The organism is Prescottella agglutinans (assembly GCF_004011865.1).
Taxonomy (GTDB): domain Bacteria; phylum Actinomycetota; class Actinomycetes; order Mycobacteriales; family Mycobacteriaceae; genus Prescottella; species Prescottella agglutinans.
Window position 1 is genome coordinate 59,914 of record NZ_RKLP01000014.1, and the last position, 18,247, is coordinate 78,160.

At 69.8% G+C, this 18,247-nt stretch carries 18 protein-coding genes; 1 reads left to right on the forward strand and 17 read right to left on the reverse strand.

Annotated elements, in window-relative coordinates; translation table 11 throughout:
- Window positions 1-5: 5 nt before the first annotated feature.
- The 9 genes from carB to EGT67_RS23240 all read right to left on the reverse strand — a co-directional run bounded on the left by carB (window position 6) and on the right by EGT67_RS23240 (window position 10,377).
- Window positions 6-3,350 carry a carbamoyl-phosphate synthase large subunit gene (gene carB, locus EGT67_RS23200; RefSeq protein WP_127918461.1) on the reverse strand — a complete coding sequence of 1,115 codons (3,345 nt, stop codon included), beginning with the start codon at window positions 3,348-3,350 and terminating at the stop codon, window positions 6-8.
- Window positions 3,350-4,510, reverse strand: coding sequence for a glutamine-hydrolyzing carbamoyl-phosphate synthase small subunit (gene carA, locus EGT67_RS23205; RefSeq protein ID WP_127918462.1), 1,161 nt, complete (start codon window positions 4,508-4,510; stop codon window positions 3,350-3,352). Before carA ends, carB begins: the two co-directional genes overlap by 1 nt.
- Window positions 4,507-5,058, reverse strand: a complete 552-nt coding sequence (locus EGT67_RS23210; protein ID WP_127918463.1) for a PH-like domain-containing protein — start codon at window positions 5,056-5,058, stop codon at window positions 4,507-4,509. Before EGT67_RS23210 ends, carA begins: the two co-directional genes overlap by 4 nt.
- Before the next feature lie 2 nt (window positions 5,059-5,060).
- Complete coding sequence (locus EGT67_RS23215; RefSeq protein WP_127918464.1) at window positions 5,061-6,380, reverse strand: dihydroorotase; 1,320 nt, start codon at window positions 6,378-6,380, stop codon at window positions 5,061-5,063.
- Window positions 6,381-6,421: 41 nt separating this feature from the next.
- On the reverse strand, window positions 6,422-7,363 hold the full coding sequence (locus EGT67_RS23220; RefSeq protein WP_127918465.1) for an aspartate carbamoyltransferase catalytic subunit: 942 nt from the start codon (window positions 7,361-7,363) through the stop codon (window positions 6,422-6,424).
- Complete coding sequence (gene pyrR / locus EGT67_RS23225) at window positions 7,360-7,968, reverse strand: bifunctional pyr operon transcriptional regulator/uracil phosphoribosyltransferase PyrR (protein WP_127918466.1); 609 nt, start codon at window positions 7,966-7,968, stop codon at window positions 7,360-7,362. Before pyrR ends, EGT67_RS23220 begins: the two co-directional genes overlap by 4 nt.
- A gap of 169 nt (window positions 7,969-8,137) precedes the next feature.
- A complete protein-coding gene (nusB, locus tag EGT67_RS23230) occupies window positions 8,138-8,677 on the reverse strand; it encodes a transcription antitermination factor NusB (RefSeq protein ID WP_127918467.1) in 540 nt (179 codons plus the stop codon).
- Window positions 8,678-9,241 (reverse strand): elongation factor P, encoded by a 564-nt coding sequence (gene efp, locus EGT67_RS23235; RefSeq protein ID WP_127918468.1) that lies wholly within the window; start codon window positions 9,239-9,241, stop codon window positions 8,678-8,680.
- 17 nt (window positions 9,242-9,258) lie between these two features.
- Window positions 9,259-10,377 carry a M24 family metallopeptidase gene (locus tag EGT67_RS23240; protein ID WP_127918469.1) on the reverse strand — a complete coding sequence of 373 codons (1,119 nt, stop codon included), beginning with the start codon at window positions 10,375-10,377 and terminating at the stop codon, window positions 9,259-9,261.
- A 147-nt stretch (window positions 10,378-10,524) separates the two neighbouring features.
- On the opposite strand from EGT67_RS23240, the gene EGT67_RS23245 reads away from it, so the two are divergent.
- Window positions 10,525-11,160, forward strand: coding sequence for a B-4DMT family transporter (locus EGT67_RS23245; RefSeq protein WP_127918470.1), 636 nt, complete (start codon window positions 10,525-10,527; stop codon window positions 11,158-11,160).
- A gap of 108 nt (window positions 11,161-11,268) precedes the next feature.
- Here EGT67_RS23245 and aroQ read toward each other — a convergent pair whose 3' ends face one another.
- The 8 genes from aroQ to ruvX form a co-directional block, all read right to left on the reverse strand.
- Complete coding sequence (gene aroQ / locus EGT67_RS23250; protein WP_127918471.1) at window positions 11,269-11,697, reverse strand: type II 3-dehydroquinate dehydratase; 429 nt, start codon at window positions 11,695-11,697, stop codon at window positions 11,269-11,271.
- The gene (aroB, locus tag EGT67_RS23255; RefSeq protein WP_127918472.1) at window positions 11,694-12,803 is read right to left on the reverse strand and encodes a 3-dehydroquinate synthase; all 1,110 of its coding nucleotides are present in this window, start codon (window positions 12,801-12,803) and stop codon (window positions 11,694-11,696) included. Before aroB ends, aroQ begins: the two co-directional genes overlap by 4 nt.
- A 4-nt stretch (window positions 12,804-12,807) precedes the next feature.
- Window positions 12,808-13,377, reverse strand: coding sequence for a shikimate kinase (locus tag EGT67_RS23260; protein WP_127918473.1), 570 nt, complete (start codon window positions 13,375-13,377; stop codon window positions 12,808-12,810).
- 4 nt (window positions 13,378-13,381) lie between these two features.
- Window positions 13,382-14,569 (reverse strand): chorismate synthase, encoded by a 1,188-nt coding sequence (gene aroC / locus EGT67_RS23265; RefSeq protein ID WP_277750175.1) that lies wholly within the window; start codon window positions 14,567-14,569, stop codon window positions 13,382-13,384.
- A 71-nt stretch (window positions 14,570-14,640) separates the two neighbouring features.
- Window positions 14,641-15,237, reverse strand: a complete 597-nt coding sequence (locus tag EGT67_RS23270; protein WP_241566205.1) for a prepilin peptidase — start codon at window positions 15,235-15,237, stop codon at window positions 14,641-14,643.
- Window positions 15,238-15,319: 82 nt separating this feature from the next.
- Window positions 15,320-16,141: a shikimate dehydrogenase gene (locus EGT67_RS23275; protein ID WP_127918475.1), complete on the reverse strand. Its 822-nt coding sequence runs from the start codon at window positions 16,139-16,141 to the stop codon at window positions 15,320-15,322.
- Complete coding sequence (gene mltG / locus EGT67_RS23280) at window positions 16,138-17,688, reverse strand: endolytic transglycosylase MltG (protein ID WP_127918476.1); 1,551 nt, start codon at window positions 17,686-17,688, stop codon at window positions 16,138-16,140. The genes EGT67_RS23275 and mltG overlap by 4 nt, the downstream gene beginning before the upstream one ends.
- Complete coding sequence (ruvX, locus tag EGT67_RS23285) at window positions 17,685-18,209, reverse strand: Holliday junction resolvase RuvX (RefSeq protein ID WP_127918535.1); 525 nt, start codon at window positions 18,207-18,209, stop codon at window positions 17,685-17,687. The genes mltG and ruvX overlap by 4 nt, the downstream gene beginning before the upstream one ends.
- Window positions 18,210-18,247 lie beyond the last annotated feature (38 nt).

Sequence of the window (18,247 nt, forward strand, 5' to 3'; positions counted from 1 at the left end):
CGAGGTCACTGCTGGGAATCCCCGGATTCACGCAGCCGCGAATGCAGCTCCTGCAGCGACTGGACGCCGATGTCGCCACGGATGGCGGCCTCGATGCCCTGCACCGCCGCGGAGGCACCCTGCACGGTGGTGATGCACGGAACGCTCTTCGACACCGCGGCGCTGCGGATCTCGTAGCCGTCGACGCGCGGGCCGGAGTTGCCGTACGGGGTGTTGATCACCATGTCGACCTCGCCGTCCTTGATCTGGTCGACGATGGTCCGGGCGCCCGCGGGCAGGTCCTCACCGGACTGCTTGTGGACCTCTTCGCAGGTGATGCCGTTGCGGCGCAGGACGTCCGCGGTGCCCTCGGTGGCGAGGATCCGGAAGCCGAGGTCCGCGAGCCGCTTGACCGGGAAGATCAGCGAGCGCTTGTCCTTGTTGGCGACCGAGACGAAGACCGAACCGCTGGTCGGCAGCGAGCCGTACGCCGCGGTCTGGCTCTTGGCGAAGGCGGTACCGAAGTCCGCGTCGATGCCCATGACCTCGCCGGTGGACTTCATCTCCGGGCTCAGCAGCGTGTCGATGCCGGTGCCGTCGGCGCGACGGAACCGGTTGAACGGCAGGACCGCCTCCTTGACCGCGACCGGTGCGTCGATGGCAGCGTGACCGCCGTCGCCCTCGGCCGGCAGGATGCCGCTCGCACGCAGATCGGCGATCGTCTCGCCCAACATGACCCGCGCGCAGGCCTTGGCCAGCTGCACCGCGGTGGCCTTCGAGACGAACGGCACGGTCCGCGACGCGCGCGGGTTGGCCTCGAGGACGTACAGGATGTCGTCCTTGAGCGCGTACTGGACGTTGAGCAGGCCCTTCACGCCGATGCCCTTCGCGAGCGCCTCCGTGGAGCGGCGCACGTTCTCGAGGTCGGCGCGGCCGAGGGTGATCGGCGGCAGCGCACAGGCCGAGTCACCGGAGTGGATGCCGGCCTCCTCGATGTGCTCCATCACGCCGCCGAGGTACACCTCGGTGCCGTCGCACAGCGCGTCGACGTCGATCTCCACCGCGTCCTCCAGGAAGCGGTCGACCAGCACCGGCCGGTCGTCGGAGATCTCGGTGGCCCGGGAGATGTAGTTCTCCAGCGCCTTCTCGTCGTAGACGATCTCCATGCCGCGACCGCCGAGCACGTACGACGGGCGCACCAGCACCGGGTAACCGATACCGGACGCGATGTCGCGCGCACCCTCAAACGTGGTGGCGGTGCCGAACTTCGGCGCGGGCAGGCCGGCCTCGGTGAGGACACGACCGAACTCGCCGCGGTCCTCGGCCAGGTCGATGGCCTCGGGGCTGGTGCCGACGATCGGGACACCGGCGGCCTTGAGGCGCTTGGCCAGGCCCAGCGGCGTCTGGCCACCGAGCTGGACGATGACGCCCGCGACGGTGCCGGACAGGGTCTCGGCGCGGTACACCTCGAGCACGTCCTCGAACGTCAGCGGCTCGAAGTACAGGCGGTCGGCGGTGTCGTAGTCGGTCGACACGGTCTCGGGGTTGCAGTTGACCATGACGGTCTCGTAGCCGGCCTCGGACAGCGTCTGCGCGGCGTGGACACACGAGTAGTCGAACTCGATGCCCTGACCGATACGGTTCGGACCCGAACCCAGGATCAGGACCTTGGGGCGCTCGGCCTGCGGCGCGACCTCGGTCTCGGCCTCGGGATCGAGCTCGTAGGTCGAGTAGTGGTACGGGGTCTTCGCCTCGAACTCGGCGGCACACGTGTCGACGGTCTTGTAGACCGGGTGCACGTTCAGCTCGTCGCGGTAGGCGCGGACGGCGTCCTCGTCGGCGAACTGCTGCGGGCGCAGTGCCGCGACCTGACGATCGGAGAAGCCGTGGTGCTTGGTGAACCGCAGTTCGGTCTCGCCGAAGGTCTCGGCCGAACGCACCTTGTCCCCCAGCTCGACGATCTGCTGCATCTGGTCGAGGAACCACGGGTCGATCTTGGTGGCGTCGAACAGCTGCTCGAGCGTAGCGCCCAGCTCGAAGGCCTGCGCGATCTGGTACATGCGACCGTCGGTCGGGACCTTGATCGCCTCGAGCAGCTCGTCGAGCGTGCCCTCGACCTCGGGGCCGGTCCAATAGCCGGCCCGCTTGGTCTCGAGCGAGCGCAGGACCTTACCGAACGCCTCGGTGAAGTTGCGGCCGATGGACATGGCCTCGCCCACCGACTTCATCGTGGTGGTCAGCGTGCCGTCGGCACCGGGGAACTTCTCGAACGCGAAGCGCGGGGCCTTGACGACGACGTAGTCGAGCGTCGGCTCGAAGCAGGCCGGCGTCTCCTTGGTGATGTCGTTGACGATCTCGTCGAGCGTGTAGCCGATGGCCAGCTTGGCGGCCATCTTCGCGATCGGGTAGCCGGTCGCCTTCGACGCCAGCGCCGACGAGCGCGACACGCGCGGGTTCATCTCGATGACGACCAGGCGGCCGTCCGTCGGGTCCATCGCGAACTGGATGTTGCAGCCGCCGGTGTCGACGCCGACCTCGCGCAGGATCGCGATCGAGAGGTCGCGCATCGCCTGGTACTCGCGGTCGGTGAGCGTCATGGCCGGGGCCACGGTCACCGAGTCGCCGGTGTGGACGCCGACCGGGTCGACGTTCTCGATCGAGCAGACGATCACGACGTTGTCGCGGCCGTCGCGCATCAGCTCGAGCTCGTATTCCTTCCAGCCGAGGATGGACTCCTCGATCAGGACGTTCGCGGTGGGCGACGCGGCCAGGCCGCCGCCGGCGATGCGCTCGAGGTCCACCTCGTCGTAGGCCATGCCCGAGCCCAGGCCGCCCATGGTGAAGGACGGGCGCACGACCACGGGGTAGCCGAGCTCGGCGACCGTGGCCTTGACCTCTTCCATCGTGTAGCAGACCCGCGAGCGCGCGGACTCGCCACCGCACTTCTCGACGATGTCCTTGAACTTCTGGCGGTCCTCGCCGCGCTGGATCGCGTCGAAGTCGGCGCCGATGAGCTCGACGTCGTACTTCTCCAGGATGCCCTGCTCATGCAGCGCGACGGCGGTGTTCAGGGCCGTCTGACCGCCGAGCGTCGCCAGGACCGCGTCGATCTTGTTGCCCTTCGCCGCTTCCCGGGCGATGACCTTCTCGACGAAGTCGGCGGTGATCGGCTCGACGTAGGTGGAGTCGGCGAACTCGGGGTCGGTCATGATCGTGGCCGGGTTCGAGTTGACCAGGCTCACGCGCAGGCCCTCCTCGCGGAGGACGCGGCATGCCTGTGTGCCGGAGTAGTCGAACTCGCAGGCCTGTCCGATGACGATCGGCCCGGAGCCGATCACCAGGATGTGCTCGAGATCTGTACGACGTGGCATTACTTCTTGACTCCCTCGAGCAGGTTGGCGAAACGGTCGAACAGGTACGCGGCGTCGTGCGGGCCGGCCGCGGCCTCGGGGTGGTACTGCACGGAGAACGCCGAGCCGTCGAGCAGGCGCACGCCCTCGACGGCGCCGTCGTTGGCGCAGGTATGGCTGACCACGGCGCGGCCGAACGGGGTGTCGAACTCCTGGCCGGCCTCGCCCTCGAGCGCGAAGCCGTGGTTCTGCGCGGTGATCGCGATGCGGCCGGTGTCGTGCTCGACGACCGGGATGTTGATGCCGCGGTGGCCGAACTTCATCTTGTAGGTGCTCATCCCCAGCGCCCGGCCGAGGATCTGGTTGCCGAAGCAGATACCGAACAGCGGCAGCCCCTGGCCCAGCACCTCCTTGGTGAGGTGGACCGCGCCGTCCGCGGTGGCCGGGTCGCCCGGGCCGTTGGACAGGAAGACGCCGTCGGCCTTGATGTCGAGGATGTCGTGCAGCGTCGCGGTGGAAGGCAGCACGTGCACCCGCATGCCGCGCTCGGCGAACATCCGCGGCGTGTTGGTCTTGATGCCGAGGTCGATGGCCGCGACGGTGAAGCGGGCCTCGCCGCCGGCCGGCTCGACGATGTAGCCGTTCGGGGTGGAGACCTCGCCGGCCAGGTCGGCGCCGAGCATCGTCGGCTGGCTCTTGACCCGGTCGAGCAGGACGTCGACGTCGGCGAGCGCATCGCCGGAGAAGACGCCGGCGCGCATCGAACCCCGGGTACGCAGGTGGCGGACCAGTGCGCGGGTGTCGATGCCGGCGATACCGACGATGCCCTGACGCTCGAGCTCGTCCTGCAGCGAGCCGGTGGCACGCCAGCTGGAGGTCCGACGCGAGGGGTCACGCACGACGTAGCCGGCAACCCAGATCTTCGACTCGGACGACTTGCCGGTCGGGCCGACGGACTCGTTGTCCTCGTCGTTCCAGCCGGTGTTGCCGATCTGCGGTGCCGTCGACACCACGATCTGACGGTGGTAGCTGGGATCGGTCAGGGTCTCCTGGTAGCCGGTCATGCCGGTGCTGAAGACCGCCTCACCGAGCGTCTGCCCCACGGCACCGAAAGTGGTTCCCCGGAAGACTCGGCCGTCCTCGAGAACCAGGACCGCCGTATTGGTGTCAAAGCCGCTCATGCGTCTTCTCCGTTCTGCTCGACCTCACCAGAGCCCGCCGCATTCGCTGTGTCTGTCTTGTCCGTGCTGTCTGTATCGCGCACCCACTGCGGGTACACCGTCTTGTCGTCTCCGCGGAATCCCGTATCGATCTCGGTGCCGGTGGGCAGCTCCCACCGGATCACCAGGACTCCGTCCTTCGTCATCACTTTTCCGGCCAGGCCGCGTTCGGTCCGGATCGCGCGGATCGACTCGTCCGGGATCCAGATCGCCGAGGCGCCGTTGCGTTCGAGGAGGATGCCGCGCGACCACCGGCTGAGCTCGCCGGTCGCGCGGTACCCGATGTCGCCCACCGCGACGCGGTCCTGCCAGCTCGGGGCGAGCGTGCTGCCCACGTACAGGCCGGTGCTCGGCGCGATCAGCTGGTCACCGAGATCCGCGGGAACCTGCGGCAGCTCACCGATCCGGTCCGCCTGACGCGCGGCGCGCCCCTTCCACCCGCGGTACATCAGGAACACCAGCAGTGCCCATACCGCGATGCAGCCGACGACCCACAGAAGTCGCTCCATCGTCAGCGCTCCTCTCCGAGGGGACGGACCTTCCCGTCCCGGGCGGTGACGCGGCCGCGCAGCACCGTGGCGGTCACCTTCGCGGGCAGGGTCATGGCCTCGTACGGGGTGTTGTTCGCGACGCTCGCCAACTCCGGCCCGTGCACGGTCCACTCCGTGTCGGGGTCGACCAGCACCAGGTTCGCCGGCTCCCCCACCTCGATCGGGCGACCCTGGTCGTCCAGCCCGACGATCTCGGCGGGGCGCTCGCTCATCACGCGGGCCACGCCGCGCCAGTCGAGCAGACCCGGTCGGACCATCGTCTCCACGACGATCGACAGCGCCGTCTCGAGCCCGAGCATGCCGGGGCGAGCCTGCGAGAACTCGCAGCACTTGTCCTGTTCGGCGTGCGGCGCGTGATCGGTGGCCACGCAGTCGATGATCCCCTCGGCCAGTCCACGGCGCAGCGCCGCGACGTCGGACGCCTCACGCAGCGGCGGGTTCACCTTGTTGACCGCGTCGTACGTCTCCAGGCGCGAGTCGTCGAGCAGCAGGTGGTGCGGGGTGACCTCGGCGGTGATGGCGATGCCCTGGCCGCGCGCCCACTTCACGAGCTCGACGGACCCCGCCGTCGAGGCGTGGCAGATGTGCACGCGGGCACCGGCGTCGCGGGCCAGCAGGGCGTCACGGGCCACGATCGATTCCTCGGCAGCGCGCGGCCAGCCGGTCAGGCCGAGACGCGCCGCGGTCGGGCCCTCGTGCGCGACCGACCCGACCGTCAGGCGCGGCTCCTCCGCGTGCTGCGCGATCAGGACACCGAGCGACGCCGAGTACTCGAGCGCACGGCGCATGATCAGCGGGTCGGCGACGCAGTGACCGTCGTCGGAGAACAGCTTCACCTTGCCGACACCGGCGGCCATCGTCGCCATCTCGGCGAGCTGCTTGCCCTCGAGCCCCACCGTGACCGCGCCGACCGGATGCACGTCGACGAGGCCGACCTCCTGGCCGCGGCGCCACACGTGATCGGTGATGACGGCCGAGTCGGCGACCGGGCTGGTGTTGGCCATCGCGAACACCGCGGTGTAGCCGCCGAGCGCGGCGGCCGCCGAGCCGGTGTCGATGGTCTCGGTGTCCTCGCGACCCGGCTCACGCAGGTGCGTGTGCATGTCGACGAAACCGGGCAACAGAATCTGGCCCGCACCGTCGATGACCTCGACGTCGTCTCCCGCGGCGAGCCCGCTGCCGATCTCGAGGATCTGGCCGTCGCCCAGCAGCAGGTCGGTCGGCTCACCCTCGCCGTACACCAGAACGTTTCTGATCAGCACGTTCCTGCTTGCGGACATCTCCGGCGTCACCTTCTCGTTTCTCGTTGTGTTCAGGTCGCTCACGCGACCTCTTCCGTTCCCACCAGCAGCCGGAACAGCACGGCCATCCGGACGTGGACGCCGTTCGTGACCTGCTGCAGCACAGCGGCTTTCGGTGAATCCGCGACCGACGACGCGATCTCCATGCCGCGCAGCATCGGGCCCGGGTGCAGAACCACCGAGTGGTCGGCCAGCAGCCCCAGACGCTTCTCGGACAGGCCGTAGGTGATCGAGTACTCGCGCGGCGACGGGAAGAACCCGCCGTTCATCCGCTCGGCCTGCACGCGCAGCATCAGCACCGCGTCCGCGCCGGGCAGTTCGGCGTCGAGCGAGTGCGAGACCCGCACCGGCCACGTCTCCACCCCGGCGGGCAGCAGCGTGCGCGGGGCCACGAGGACCACCTCGGCGCCGAGCATCGACAGCAGCAGGGCGTTCGAACGCGCCACCCGGCTGTGCAGGATGTCGCCGACGATCACGATGCGTCGGCCCTCGATGTCGCCGAGACGCTGACGCAGCGTCAGCGCGTCGAGCAGCGCCTGCGTGGGGTGCTCGTGGGTGCCGTCACCGGCGTTGATGATCGACGGGCCGCCGTCCGCCGCGGCGCCGGTCCACTGCGCGATCTGGTGCGCCGCGCCGGAAGCCGGATGCCGCACGATCAGCGCGTCGGCGCCGGCAGCGCGCAGGGTCATGGCGGTGTCCCGCAGCGACTCGCCCTTCGACACCGACGAGCTGGACGCGCTGACGTTGATCACGTCCGCGCTCATCCACTTGCCGGCCACCTCGAACGACACCCGGGTGCGGGTGGAGTTCTCGAAGAAGACGGTCATCACGGTCCGGCCGCGCAACGTCGGCAGCTTCTTGACCTCGCGGCCGAGCAGGGCCTGCTCGAAGCGCTCGGCCTCGTCGAGTAGCTCGGTCGCGGAATCCCGGTTCAGGTCCGCGATGGAGAGCAGGTGCTTCACTTCTCGTTCTCCTCTGCGTGCCCGCTCGACAACACGACGCCGTCCTTGCCGTCGTGCTCGGCCAGCAGCACGGCGACATCCTCGGTGCGTGCGGTGGGCACGTTCTTGCCTACGTAGTCGGCGCGCAGCGGCAGCTCACGGTGACCCCGGTCGACGAGGACCGCCAACTGGACCGCGCGCGGGCGGCCGAGGTCACGCAGCGCGTCGAGCGCGGAGCGGACCGTGCGGCCGGAGAACAGGACGTCGTCGACGAGGACGACGAGTGCGTTGTCGACGCCGCCCTCGGGCACGGACGTGCGCTCGAGCGGCCGGTGCGGCTTGGTGCGCAGATCGTCACGGTAGAGCGTGATGTCGAGCGAACCGACCGGCGGGCGGACACCCGCGAACTCCTCGATCTTGTCGGCGAGGCGGGTGGCGAGCGTCGTGCCGCGGGTGGGAATTCCGATCAGGACGACGCGCGGGGCGGAGCCGTCCGTGGCGTCGAGAGCAGTCTTCTCGATGATCTGATGGGCGATACGGGCGATGGTCCTGCCGACGTCGGCCGGGGACAGCAGTTCGCGAGCGTTCGCGGGAAGACCGGATGAGGGCCCTTCGGGCATACGCATTCAGCGACCTCCTTCTCCGCCTCTCTGGACGGATCGTTAAAGGATGTCTGACGCGGGTCAGCCTATCAGCGGCCGGCTTTGCGCCAGACTCCGGGTAGGTCGAGTCCGGAAGGCGACCAGAACATGCTGCCGCCCACCCCTATACGGGGTGGGCGGCAGCAGGATCACTTCAGGACTCGGAATCTTCGCCGTCGGCGGTGCCGACAAATCCAGCACCGTCGGCGGCGTCGTCCGACTTCGCGCGCTGCGAGGTCGCGGCCGCGGCGGCCCGCACCTGCGGGGCCACCAGGACGACCTGCCCCAGCACACCGTTCACGAAGCCCGGCGAGTCGTCGGTGGACAGTTCCTTGGCCAGTTCGACGGCCTCGTCGACGGCCACCACCGGCGGGACGTCGGTCGCGTGGAACAGCTCCCAGACGGCGATGCGCAGGATCGCGCGATCCACCGCCGGCAGCCGGTCCAGGGTCCAGTCCTGCAGGTGGGACTCGATCACCTGGTCGATGCGATCCAGGTTCTCGGCGACGCCCTCCACGACCGTCGCCGTGTACGGGGCGACCGGCGCGACGGAGTCGTCGCGCCCGGCGAGCTGGGAGCGCTCGTCGGCGAGATCGACCGGGTCGACGTCACGCGCCTCGGCCTCGAACAGGAAGTCGACGGCCCGCTTGCGGGCCTTGTGACGTGCTCCGAGTTTCTTATGCGTGCCCGACACTCAGGAATTCACACGCCCGAGGTAGTTGCCGTCACGCGAGTCGACCTTGAGCTTGTCGCCGATGTTGATGAACAGCGGGACCTGGATCTCGGCACCCGTCTCCAGCGTCGCCGGCTTGGTGCCGCCGGTGGAGCGGTCGCCCTGCAGACCCGGATCGGTGTGCTTGACCTCGAGCTCGACGGTGACGGGGAGCTCGACGAACAGCGGGGCGCCCTCGTGCGTGGCGACCTGGACCTGCATGTTCTCGAGCAGGAAGCGCGCGCCGTCGCCGACGGTGTCCTCGCTGATCGACAGCTGGTCGTAGGTCTCGCCGTCCATGAAGATGAAGTCGCTACCGTCGTGGTACAGGTAGGTCATGTCGCGACGGTCGACCGTGGCGGTCTCGACCTTGACGCCGGCGTTCCAGGTCTTGTCGACGGTCTTGCCGGAGAGCACGTTCTTGATCTTCGTGCGCACGAAGGCCGGACCCTTACCGGGCTTGACGTGCTGGAACTCGAGGATCTGCCACAGCTGGCCCTCGATCTTCAGCACGAGTCCGTTCTTGAAATCACTGGTATCTGCCACTTGGTTTCGCGTCTCCTTCAGACGATCGTGAGGTCCTTGCTGGTGAGAGTGAGGAGTTCGGGCTCCTGCTCGCGCACGACGAGCGTGTCCTCGATCCTGACGCCACCGCGCCCGGAGAAGTACACACCCGGCTCGACGGTCACCACCGCACCGCGTAGCAGTGTACCGGTGCCGAGCTTGCCGATCCCGGGCGCTTCGTGGATCTCGAGCCCGACTCCGTGCCCGAGTCCGTGCAGGAACAGGTCGCCGTATCCGGCGTCTTCGATCACCGAACGCGCCGCCGCATCCACCGAACCGACCACCGCCCCCGGTTCGAGTGCGGCGCGGCCGGCGGCCTGCGCCCGCGACACCAGGTCGTAGAGGTCGCGCTGCCACTGCGCCACGGTGTCCAGGACGTAGGTGCGCGTCATGTCCGAGTGGTAGCCACCGATCTGCGCACCGAAGTCCAGCTTGACGAGGTCACCGGACCTCAGCACTGCGCCGGTCGGGCGATGGTGCGGCACAGCGGAGTTGGCGCCCGCCGCGACGATCGTCTCGAACGAGATGCCGTCCGCGCCGTGCTCGAACATCAGCCATTCCAAGTCGCGACCCACCTCGCGTTCGGTGCGCCCCGGACGGAGCCCGCCGCGCTCGATCAACGCCGCGAGCGCGGCGTCGGCCGCGGCACACGCGCGACGGAGCAACGCGACCTCGCCCTCGTCCTTGACCGCACGCAGCTGCTCGACCAGCCCCGGCGCCCGCACGAAGTCGATGCCGGGCGCCGCGTCCGACAACGCCGCGTGCTGGTCGAACGTCACGACGTGGCTCTCGAATCCCAGCTTGGCGGCGCCCCACGCGACCGCGAGTTCGAGTAGTCGCGGCGCACTCGAGCGCGCGATCTCCGCCCGCAGGTCCGGCACCTGCTCGGCAACCTGGACCAGATAGCGGCCGTCGGTGCAGATCACGGTGCGGTCCTCGGCACCGGCGTCGTCGGTCGCGGACACCAGGAGCGCGGCGTTCGATCCGGTGAACCCGGTGAGGTAGCGAATGTTGAGCAGATCGGTCACCAACAGGGCGTCGAGGCCACGTTCACGAAGGAGCGCGCGCAGATTCGCCCGTCGGGCGGCGGTCGGAGCGGTCACCGGATCGATCGACATACCTCGAAACTACCGGTCGCTCCCGGCCCGGACACAGCCCGCGATCCGTGTCGCCCCACCCGGACGGAAAACGTGTCCGACGCCTCTCCGGGCCGTTTGTGTGGGTTAGGACACAAGCCCGGAATCCTGCTGGTTACCCTGTGTCACATGAATGGGTGGGTCGTACGTGGTCTCGGTCTCGCATTGGTACACGTCGTGGTGCGCACTTTCCTGGGGGCTGCGGTGACGCAGTGGCCCCAGCAGGGCAGCATCATGCGCTGGTTCTCGCTGATCCTCGTGATCCTCGCGGCATTCCTGTGGGGAGCGCTCGACGGACTACGGGACCGGCGCGCCCACCCAGACCCGGACGACGGAGCCGACCTGACGATGATGTGGCTCAAGGCCGCATTCGTCGCCGGCATCCTCGCCGGTGCAGCGTCCTGGCTCGTCGGCATCCTCTTCGACATCGCGATCACCAACGGCGGACTGTTCTTCGAGGTGACGTCAGGCGCGGCGTTCACCGTCCTTCTCGTCTTCGTCCCCGCGACGATCGCGGTCGCCCTCGGGCGCTTCCTCGCCGGCCGCGGGGCCTCGCGCAGCGCCGAGGACCACGTCGCGTACCCGCACGAGGCCGACCTCGAAGTCGAGGAACAGGCCGCCGAGTCCTACGCCGGCAGCGAATGGTCGTACGAACACGGACACGGCGCCGACAACGGCGACAACTCGGACAACACCGATACCGAGGTGTTCACGCGGATCCAACCGGACGCGAAGCCCGACGGCGCACATCGCGCCGAACAGTAGAACGAACACGAGGAAGGGGCCGAGGCGGTGAATCCGCCTCGGCCCCTTCGCTGTTCGTGTCAGGGAGGTCCGTCCGTGGCCCTACCCTCGCTCCGCCGGACTGCGCCCCTACCCTCGCTCCGCGAGGAAGCGCAGGGCGAGGGCGTAGCCGGCGACGCCCAGTCCGACGATCGAGCCCGTCGCCACCGCGCTCAGGTACGAGTGGTGGCGGAACTCCTCACGCGCGTGGACGTTCGAGATGTGCAACTCCACCAGACCGGCGGTCAGCTCGGCGCACGCGTCGCGCAGGACGACCGACGTGTGGGTCAGGCCGCCCGCGTTGAGGATGACCGGGTCACCCGCGTCGGCCGCGTCGTGGATCCAGCCCAGGATCTCGCCCTCGCTGTCCGACTGCCGGACGACGACCTCGATCCCGAGGTCCTTCGCGGTCCGCTCGCACAACGCGACGAGGTCGTCGTGCGTGGTGGAGCCGTAGACCTCCGGCTGACGCTTGCCGAGCCGACCCAGGTTGGGTCCGTTGACGACCTGAACCCTCACAGCAGCACCGTCCCGCCGCTGGGGCTCGCGTCGCGCGCGATCGCGCCGTAGGCGGCGACGAGCAGCGACGGATCCGGGCCCTCGAGCCGGCCCGGCTTGGCCAGACCGTCGAGCACGACGAAGCGCAGCAGACCGGCGCGGTTCTTCTTGTCGGTCTGCATGCCCTTCAGCAGGTCGGCGAACGCGTCCCCGTCGTACGTGGTGGGCAGGCCGACCAGCTCGAGGATCGACCGGTGCCGGTCGGCGGTGGCGTCGTCGAGACGACCCGCCAGGCGACCGAGTTCCGCGGCATACACGAGGCCGACGGACACCGCGGCGCCGTGACGCCAGCGGTAGCGCTCACGCCGCTCGATCGCGTGGCCGAGGGTGTGCCCGTAGTTGAGGATCTCGCGCAGGCTCGACTCCTTGAGGTCCGCGGCGACGACCTTCGCCTTCACCTCGACGGAGCGACGGATCAGTTCGGGCAGCACCGTCCCGGCCGGGTCGAGGGCGGCCTCCGGATCGGCCTCGATGAGGTCCAGGATCACCGGGTCGGCGATGAAGCCGGTCTTGATGACCTCCGCCATGCCCGCGACGATCTCGTTGCGCGGCACCGTCTCGAGCGTCGCCAGGTCGATCAGCACCGCCGACGGCTCGTGGAACGAGCCGACCAGGTTCTTGCCGGCCTCGGTGTTGATGCCGGTCTTGCCGCCCACCGCGGCATCGACCATCGCCAGCAGCGTCGTCGGCACGTGCACGATGCGCACGCCGCGCATCCACGTGGCCGCGACGAATCCCGCGAGATCGGTCGCCGCGCCGCCACCGAGGCTGACGATCGCGTCGCTGCGCGTCAGTCCGATGCGGCCGAGCACCTCCCAGCAGAAGCCCGCGACCGCGAGATCCTTGCCTTCCTCGGCGTCCGGGATCTCGATGCGGTGTGCATCGATTCCCTTCTCCGCCAGAGCCGATCGCACCGCTTCCGCGGTCTCGGCGAGCGGCGGCTGGTGGAAGATCGCCACCGTGCGGGTGCCCTCGAGTTCCTCGACGAGCTCACCGAGCAGACCCCGCCCGATGATCACCGGGTAGGGATCGGCCGTTGCCACCTCGACGCGTACCGGTTCGGTCACTTCTCTACTGCTCCGCTTCTGTGTCGTCTCTTGCCAGGTCGTCCATCGCCGGAGCGTCCGGCACGGACCCGTCGGTCAACTTGGTCACCAACTGCTGGACCACCCGGCTCGGGCTCCGGCTGTCGGTACGCACCCGGATGGTCGCCACCTGCCGATACAACGGCCGTCGACGGCGCATCAGCGCGTGGTACTTCGCCTTCGGATCGCCGCCGGTCAGCAGCGGCCGTCCGGAAGTGGCGCCGGTCCGCTTGAGACCCTCGGCGACGCTGATCTCCAGATACACCACGGTATGCCCGGCCAGTCGGGAACGGGTGCGTTCGGAGAGGATCGCACCGCCGCCGAGGGACAGGATCCCGTCGTGCGACTCGAGCGCCTCCGCGACCACCTGCTCCTCGATCTCCCGGAAGTACGGTTCCCCGTCCGCGGCGAAGATCTCCGGGATGGTGCGGCCGGTCCGGCGTTCGATCTCGACGTCGGTGTCGAGCAGCTCGAGATCGAGCGCCTGCGCGAGCCGTCGGCCGATGGTCGACTTGCCCGCGCCCGGCGGCCCGATCAGGACTGCGCGCGGTGTCATCCGATCACCGCGGCGGACGCGCCGCGATGCCGTCGACGTAGCGCTGGAAATTCGAGCGGGTCTCGGCGATCGAGTCGCCACCGAACTTGTCCAGCGCCGCCTGCGCGACGACGAGCGCGACCATCGCCTCCGCGACGACACCGGCCGCGGGGACCGCGCACACGTCGGAACGCTGGTGGATCGCGACCGCTTCCTCACCGGTCGCCATGTCGATGGTCGACAGCGCCCGCGGGACGGTGGAGATCGGCTTCATCGCGGCACGCACCCGCAGGGCCTCGCCGTTCGTCATGCCGCCCTCGAGGCCGCCCGCGCGGTTGGTCGAGCGGAGGACGCCGTCGGGTCCGGGACGCATCTCGTCGTGCGCGGCGCTGCCGCGGCGGCGGGCGGTCTCGAAGCCGTCGCCGACCTCGACACCCTTGATCGCCTGGATGCCCATGAGCGCGGCGGCGAGCTTGGAGTCGAGGCGGTCGGCGCCGCTGATGAAGGAGCCGAGTCCGACGGGCAACCCGTGGACGATCACCTCGACGACGCCACCGAGGGTGTCGCCGTCCTTCTTCGCGGCCTCGATCTCGTCGATCATCGACTTCTCGGCGTCCTCGCCGAAAGCCCGCACCGGGCTGGCGTCGATCGCCTCGAGGTCGCCGGCCTCGGGGCCCGGGCCGACGTACGGATCGGACGCGCCGATCGAGATGACGTGCGAGAGGACCTCGACGCCGAAGAGCTGACGCAGGAACTGGCGGGCGACGGTACCGGCGGCGACACGGGCCGCGGTCTCGCGGGCGCTGGCGCGCTCGAGGACCGGGCGGGCGTCGTCGAACCCGTACTTGAGCATGCCCGAGTAGTCGGCGTGGCCGGGACGCGGCCGGGTGAGCGGCGCGTTGCGCGCCTGACCGGCGAGCTCGGCCTCGTCCACCGGGTCGGCGGACATGATGGTCTCCCACTTGGGCCATTCGGTGTTGCCGACCTCGACGGCGATCGGGCCACCGAGGGTGCGACCGTGGCGGACGCCGCCGATGATCGTGACCTTGTCGGCCTCGAACTTCATGCGGGCGCCGCGGCCGTAGCCGAGGCGGCGGCGCGCAAGCTGCGCCGCGATGTCGTCGGACGTCACCTCGACGCCGGCGACCATCCCCTCGAGCATGGCTACGAGGGCGGGACCATGGGACTCTCCAGCAGTTATCCAGCGCAACACATCCAGCATCTTTCCACGTCCGTAGCACCCGCTTCGACAGTGGGCCGGTCCCGGCCGTGCCGTCGCTCCCGTCACAGGCACCACAGGGCCACCGCCGTCGCCGCGCACATCGACGGACCGTGCGCGATCGTGTCGCCGGCGCGACGCCGCGCGACGCCGACCAGCGCGCTGAGTACCGGCGCCAGCGCCGCCGCGAGCAGCCAAGCCGACGCGCCCGCCATCCCGGTCACCGCCCCCAGACCGATCGCGAGTTTCACGTCGCCCGCGCCCATCCCGGACGGTGCGACGAGGTGCAGCACCAGATAGGAACCGGCCAGCATCAGGGCACCGGCCACCGCGCCGCGCATCTCCCCCGCCCCCAGCGCGAAGCCGACGATCGCCGCGCCACCCAGGAGGGTGAGCGCATTCGGCAGCCGCCGCACCCGCAGGTCCACGACGCTCGCCGCGAGCATCCACCAGACCAACGCGAACGCGGGCACCAGCGCCGGCGACCAGCCCACCCGCAGCGTGACGGCCGCGAACCCGGCGGCGCACGCGGCCTCGCACCAGCCGAGCGGGATCGGAGCGTCCCGCGTGAACCCGCCCAGCATCCGACGGGTTCCGCAGCCGGTCACGGCACCGACGAGCCCACCCACGACGATCCACCACATGCCGTGAGGATGGTCCACCGTCCGGACGGGACTGTGCCGCCGGCTGCCTCGGAGAACAAGTCTGTGGATGAATGCGCGGCTGTGGACAGGCGCCCGGCGACTAGCGGATCGCGGCCGCCATGGCTTCGCGCGGCGCCGGCAGACCGGTGAACTGTTCGACCTGGCCGAACGCCTGATTGAGCAGCATCGCCAGGCCCCCGACGACGGTGCCACCGGCGCGCTCGACCGCCTCGGCGAGCGGCGTCGGCCACGGATCGTAGATGGCGTCGAGGACGAACCGGGCCCGGCCGATCACGTCGGCGTACGGCGCGGCGCCCGACGCGGGGACGGTGCTGACGAGCGCGCCGGAGTCGGCGCACAGGTCGCCGAGTCGGTCGCTGTCGAACGTCACGTGCCGCACGGACAGCCCCACCGCCTCCGCGCACTCGAGGGTGGGCCGAGCGCGGGCGGCGTCACGCGCGACGACGGTCACCGACGCCACCCCCATGTCGGCGAGCGCGACGAGGGCCGGGCGGGCGGTCCCGCCGGCGCCGACCACGACGGCCGAGGCTCCGGCGAGGTCGCCGACGCCACCGTCGACGAGGGCGCCGCGGACGCCGTCGACGTCGGTGCAGTCGGCCCGCCAACCGTCGTCGAGGCGGACGAGGGTGTTGGCCGACCCGATCGTCACGGCCCGCTCGGTGCGCTCGGTCGCGAACTCGAGCGCCGCGACCTTGCCGGGCATCGTCACCGACAGCCCGACCCACTCGGGCCCGAGCCCGGACACCAGACCGGGCAACTCGTCACCCGTGCACTCGATCCGCTCGTACGTCCACTCCGTCAGCCCCAACGCCTGATAGGCCGCCAGGTGGAGTTGCGGGGACTTCGAGTGCGAGATCGGACTGCCCAGAACCGCCGCCTTACGCGCCGACACGTCGATCACCTTCCACTGTCGAGGATGCCGCTCTGCTGAGCCAGCAGGATGTTCGCGAGATGCTCGTCGTAGTTACGGGTGAAGAGCGTGGTGCCCTTCTTGTCGATCGTCACGAAGTACAGGTAGTCACCCGGGGCCGGATTCTCGGTCGCGCGAAGCGCATTGATGCTCGGCGACGAGATCGGCGTGGCCGGCAGGCCCGGCATCGCGTACGTGTTCCACGGGGTGACCCGGGCGCGGTCCTCATCGGTGGTGGCGACCTCGGTGGTGTCGAGGGCGTAGTTCACGGTCGAGTCGAACTGGAGCGGCTGGTCCACCGCGAGACGGTTGACCACCACCCGCGCGACCTTGTCGAAGTCCCCGGGCAGTCCCTCACGTTCGACGAGCGACGCGACGATGAGCATCTGGTACGGGCCCAGCCCGACTTTCGCCCCGGCGGTCTCGAGCCCGGTCGCCTCGTAGCTCTCGGCGCTGGCACTCACGAGCTGCTGCAGGATCTCCACCGGAGTCTCGGTGGGATCGAAATCCCAGCTGCCGGCGGCGATCAGCCCCTCGAGCTGGCGGTCCCGGTCCGGGACGTTGGCAACCTGTGTGCGCGCCCAGTCCGGCACCCCGAGCGCGGCGAGGTCGGCGCCGGCGCCGGCCTGGTTGAGCTGGTCGTAGGTGATGCACTTCTGCGTATCGGCCGGTCCGACACAGCTTGCCTCCGCGATCAGGGTGTAGATGCCCTTCTTGACCGCACCGGTCTGCACGTCCCGGGTGTCGTGGAGTTGACGGCCCTCGGAAATCACCAGCGCGCCGACACGGGCGTCCGGCGACACCAGCGCCGACACGGCGTCGCTGCCCGAGATCTGGGTGGCGACCGAGTAGTAGCCGGGCTGCAGCGAATTCATGGCGTCGTTGCGGAGCGCGGCGCGGTAGAACGCGGCCTCGCTCTTGACGACGTCCTTGGCGGCCATCTCGTTCGCGATCTGCTCCGCGGTGTCGCCGGAGTGCACCTGCACGACCACCTCGGGGCCGCCGGGGCCCGCGTAGTCGGCGACATCGCGACCGCTGATCTGGTCGTACACGGCGACGGCGGCGGCGCCCATTCCGCCGAGGAGGACCGCACCGGCCAGGACGCCGATGACTCGGCCACGCCGCTTGCGACGGGCCAGCTCGTTCATGCGCCGCCGCTCGTCGCGGCTCAGCGGCTGGGCACCCACTGCGGTCGGCAGGGCCCGTCGGCGCGCGTCGGAGTACTCGTACTCGTCGTACTCCGGTTCGTAGCCGTACTCGTCGTCGTGATCCCGGTTCTCGTAACCCTGGGGCGCATACCCGTGGGGGTCGTAGTCCTGGGATTGATAGTCCGGGGATTGGTAGTCCTCGACCTCGTACCCCTGGGTGTCGTAACCCCGGGGGTCGTAGACGTCGTGGTCGTGTTCCGGCGGATACCCGTACCCGTCTCCGAGGTCGTGATCGGCGGATCGGTTGTGCTGGTAGTAGCCGTGATCACCCGCGTAACCGGGGGTCGACTCGAACTCGGGACGGCCCGGCGGCTGCCGATGATCGTTCACAGGCCGCCCTCCGTGGGTCGGCCACTACTGTCCGAGTCCGTCACGTTCACCGCTCTGCTCCGCTCGTCCAACCATCCCTGCAAGATCGCCACCGCCGCTGCCTGATCGATCATCGGCCGCTGGCCCTTCGCCCGGACTCCGCTCTCGCGCAGTGCCCGCGACGCGGTGACTGTCGTCAACCGCTCGTCGGCCATGCGCACCGGGATCGGGGCGATGCTGCGACGTAACCGCTGCGCGAACGCGGACGCGAGGGCCGCTGCCTTGCCGCGTTCGCCGCGCAGGGTCTGCGGCAGACCGACGATAACCTCGACGGCCTCGTACTCCTCGACAAGCGCGACAATCCGCCGGATGTCCGGCGCGTCGGGCCCCTTCTCCTTGGACCGGGCAACGGTCTCCACCGGCGTCGCGAGGATGCAGTCCGGGTCGCACGACGCGACCCCGATCCGCACGCTGCCGACGTCGATGCCGATGCGACGCCCGCGCCCGGGATCGTCGACCCCGGGCCTGTCGGGCCCCGGCAGGGCAGGGCGGTCGGGACCCGACGGTGCGGGATGGTCGG

Bases quoted from the DNA above. Each gene is read 5' to 3' on its own strand.
- EGT67_RS23260 (WP_127918473.1), bottom strand. From the start codon at position 13,377: ATGACACCGCGCGCAGTCCTGATCGGGCCGCCGGGCGCGGGCAAGTCG.
- pyrR (WP_127918466.1), bottom strand. From the start codon at position 7,968: ATGCGTATGCCCGAAGGGCCCTCATCCGGTCTTCCCGCGAACGCTCGC.
- EGT67_RS23215 (WP_127918464.1), bottom strand. From the start codon at position 6,380: ATGTCCGCAAGCAGGAACGTGCTGATCAGAAACGTTCTGGTGTACGGC.
- EGT67_RS23245 (WP_127918470.1), top strand. From the start codon at position 10,525: ATGAATGGGTGGGTCGTACGTGGTCTCGGTCTCGCATTGGTACACGTC.
- EGT67_RS23240 (WP_127918469.1), bottom strand. From the start codon at position 10,377: ATGTCGATCGATCCGGTGACCGCTCCGACCGCCGCCCGACGGGCGAAT.
- carA (WP_127918462.1), bottom strand. From the start codon at position 4,510: ATGAGCGGCTTTGACACCAATACGGCGGTCCTGGTTCTCGAGGACGGC.
- carB (WP_127918461.1), bottom strand. From the start codon at position 3,350: ATGCCACGTCGTACAGATCTCGAGCACATCCTGGTGATCGGCTCCGGG.
- EGT67_RS23210 (WP_127918463.1), bottom strand. From the start codon at position 5,058: ATGGAGCGACTTCTGTGGGTCGTCGGCTGCATCGCGGTATGGGCACTG.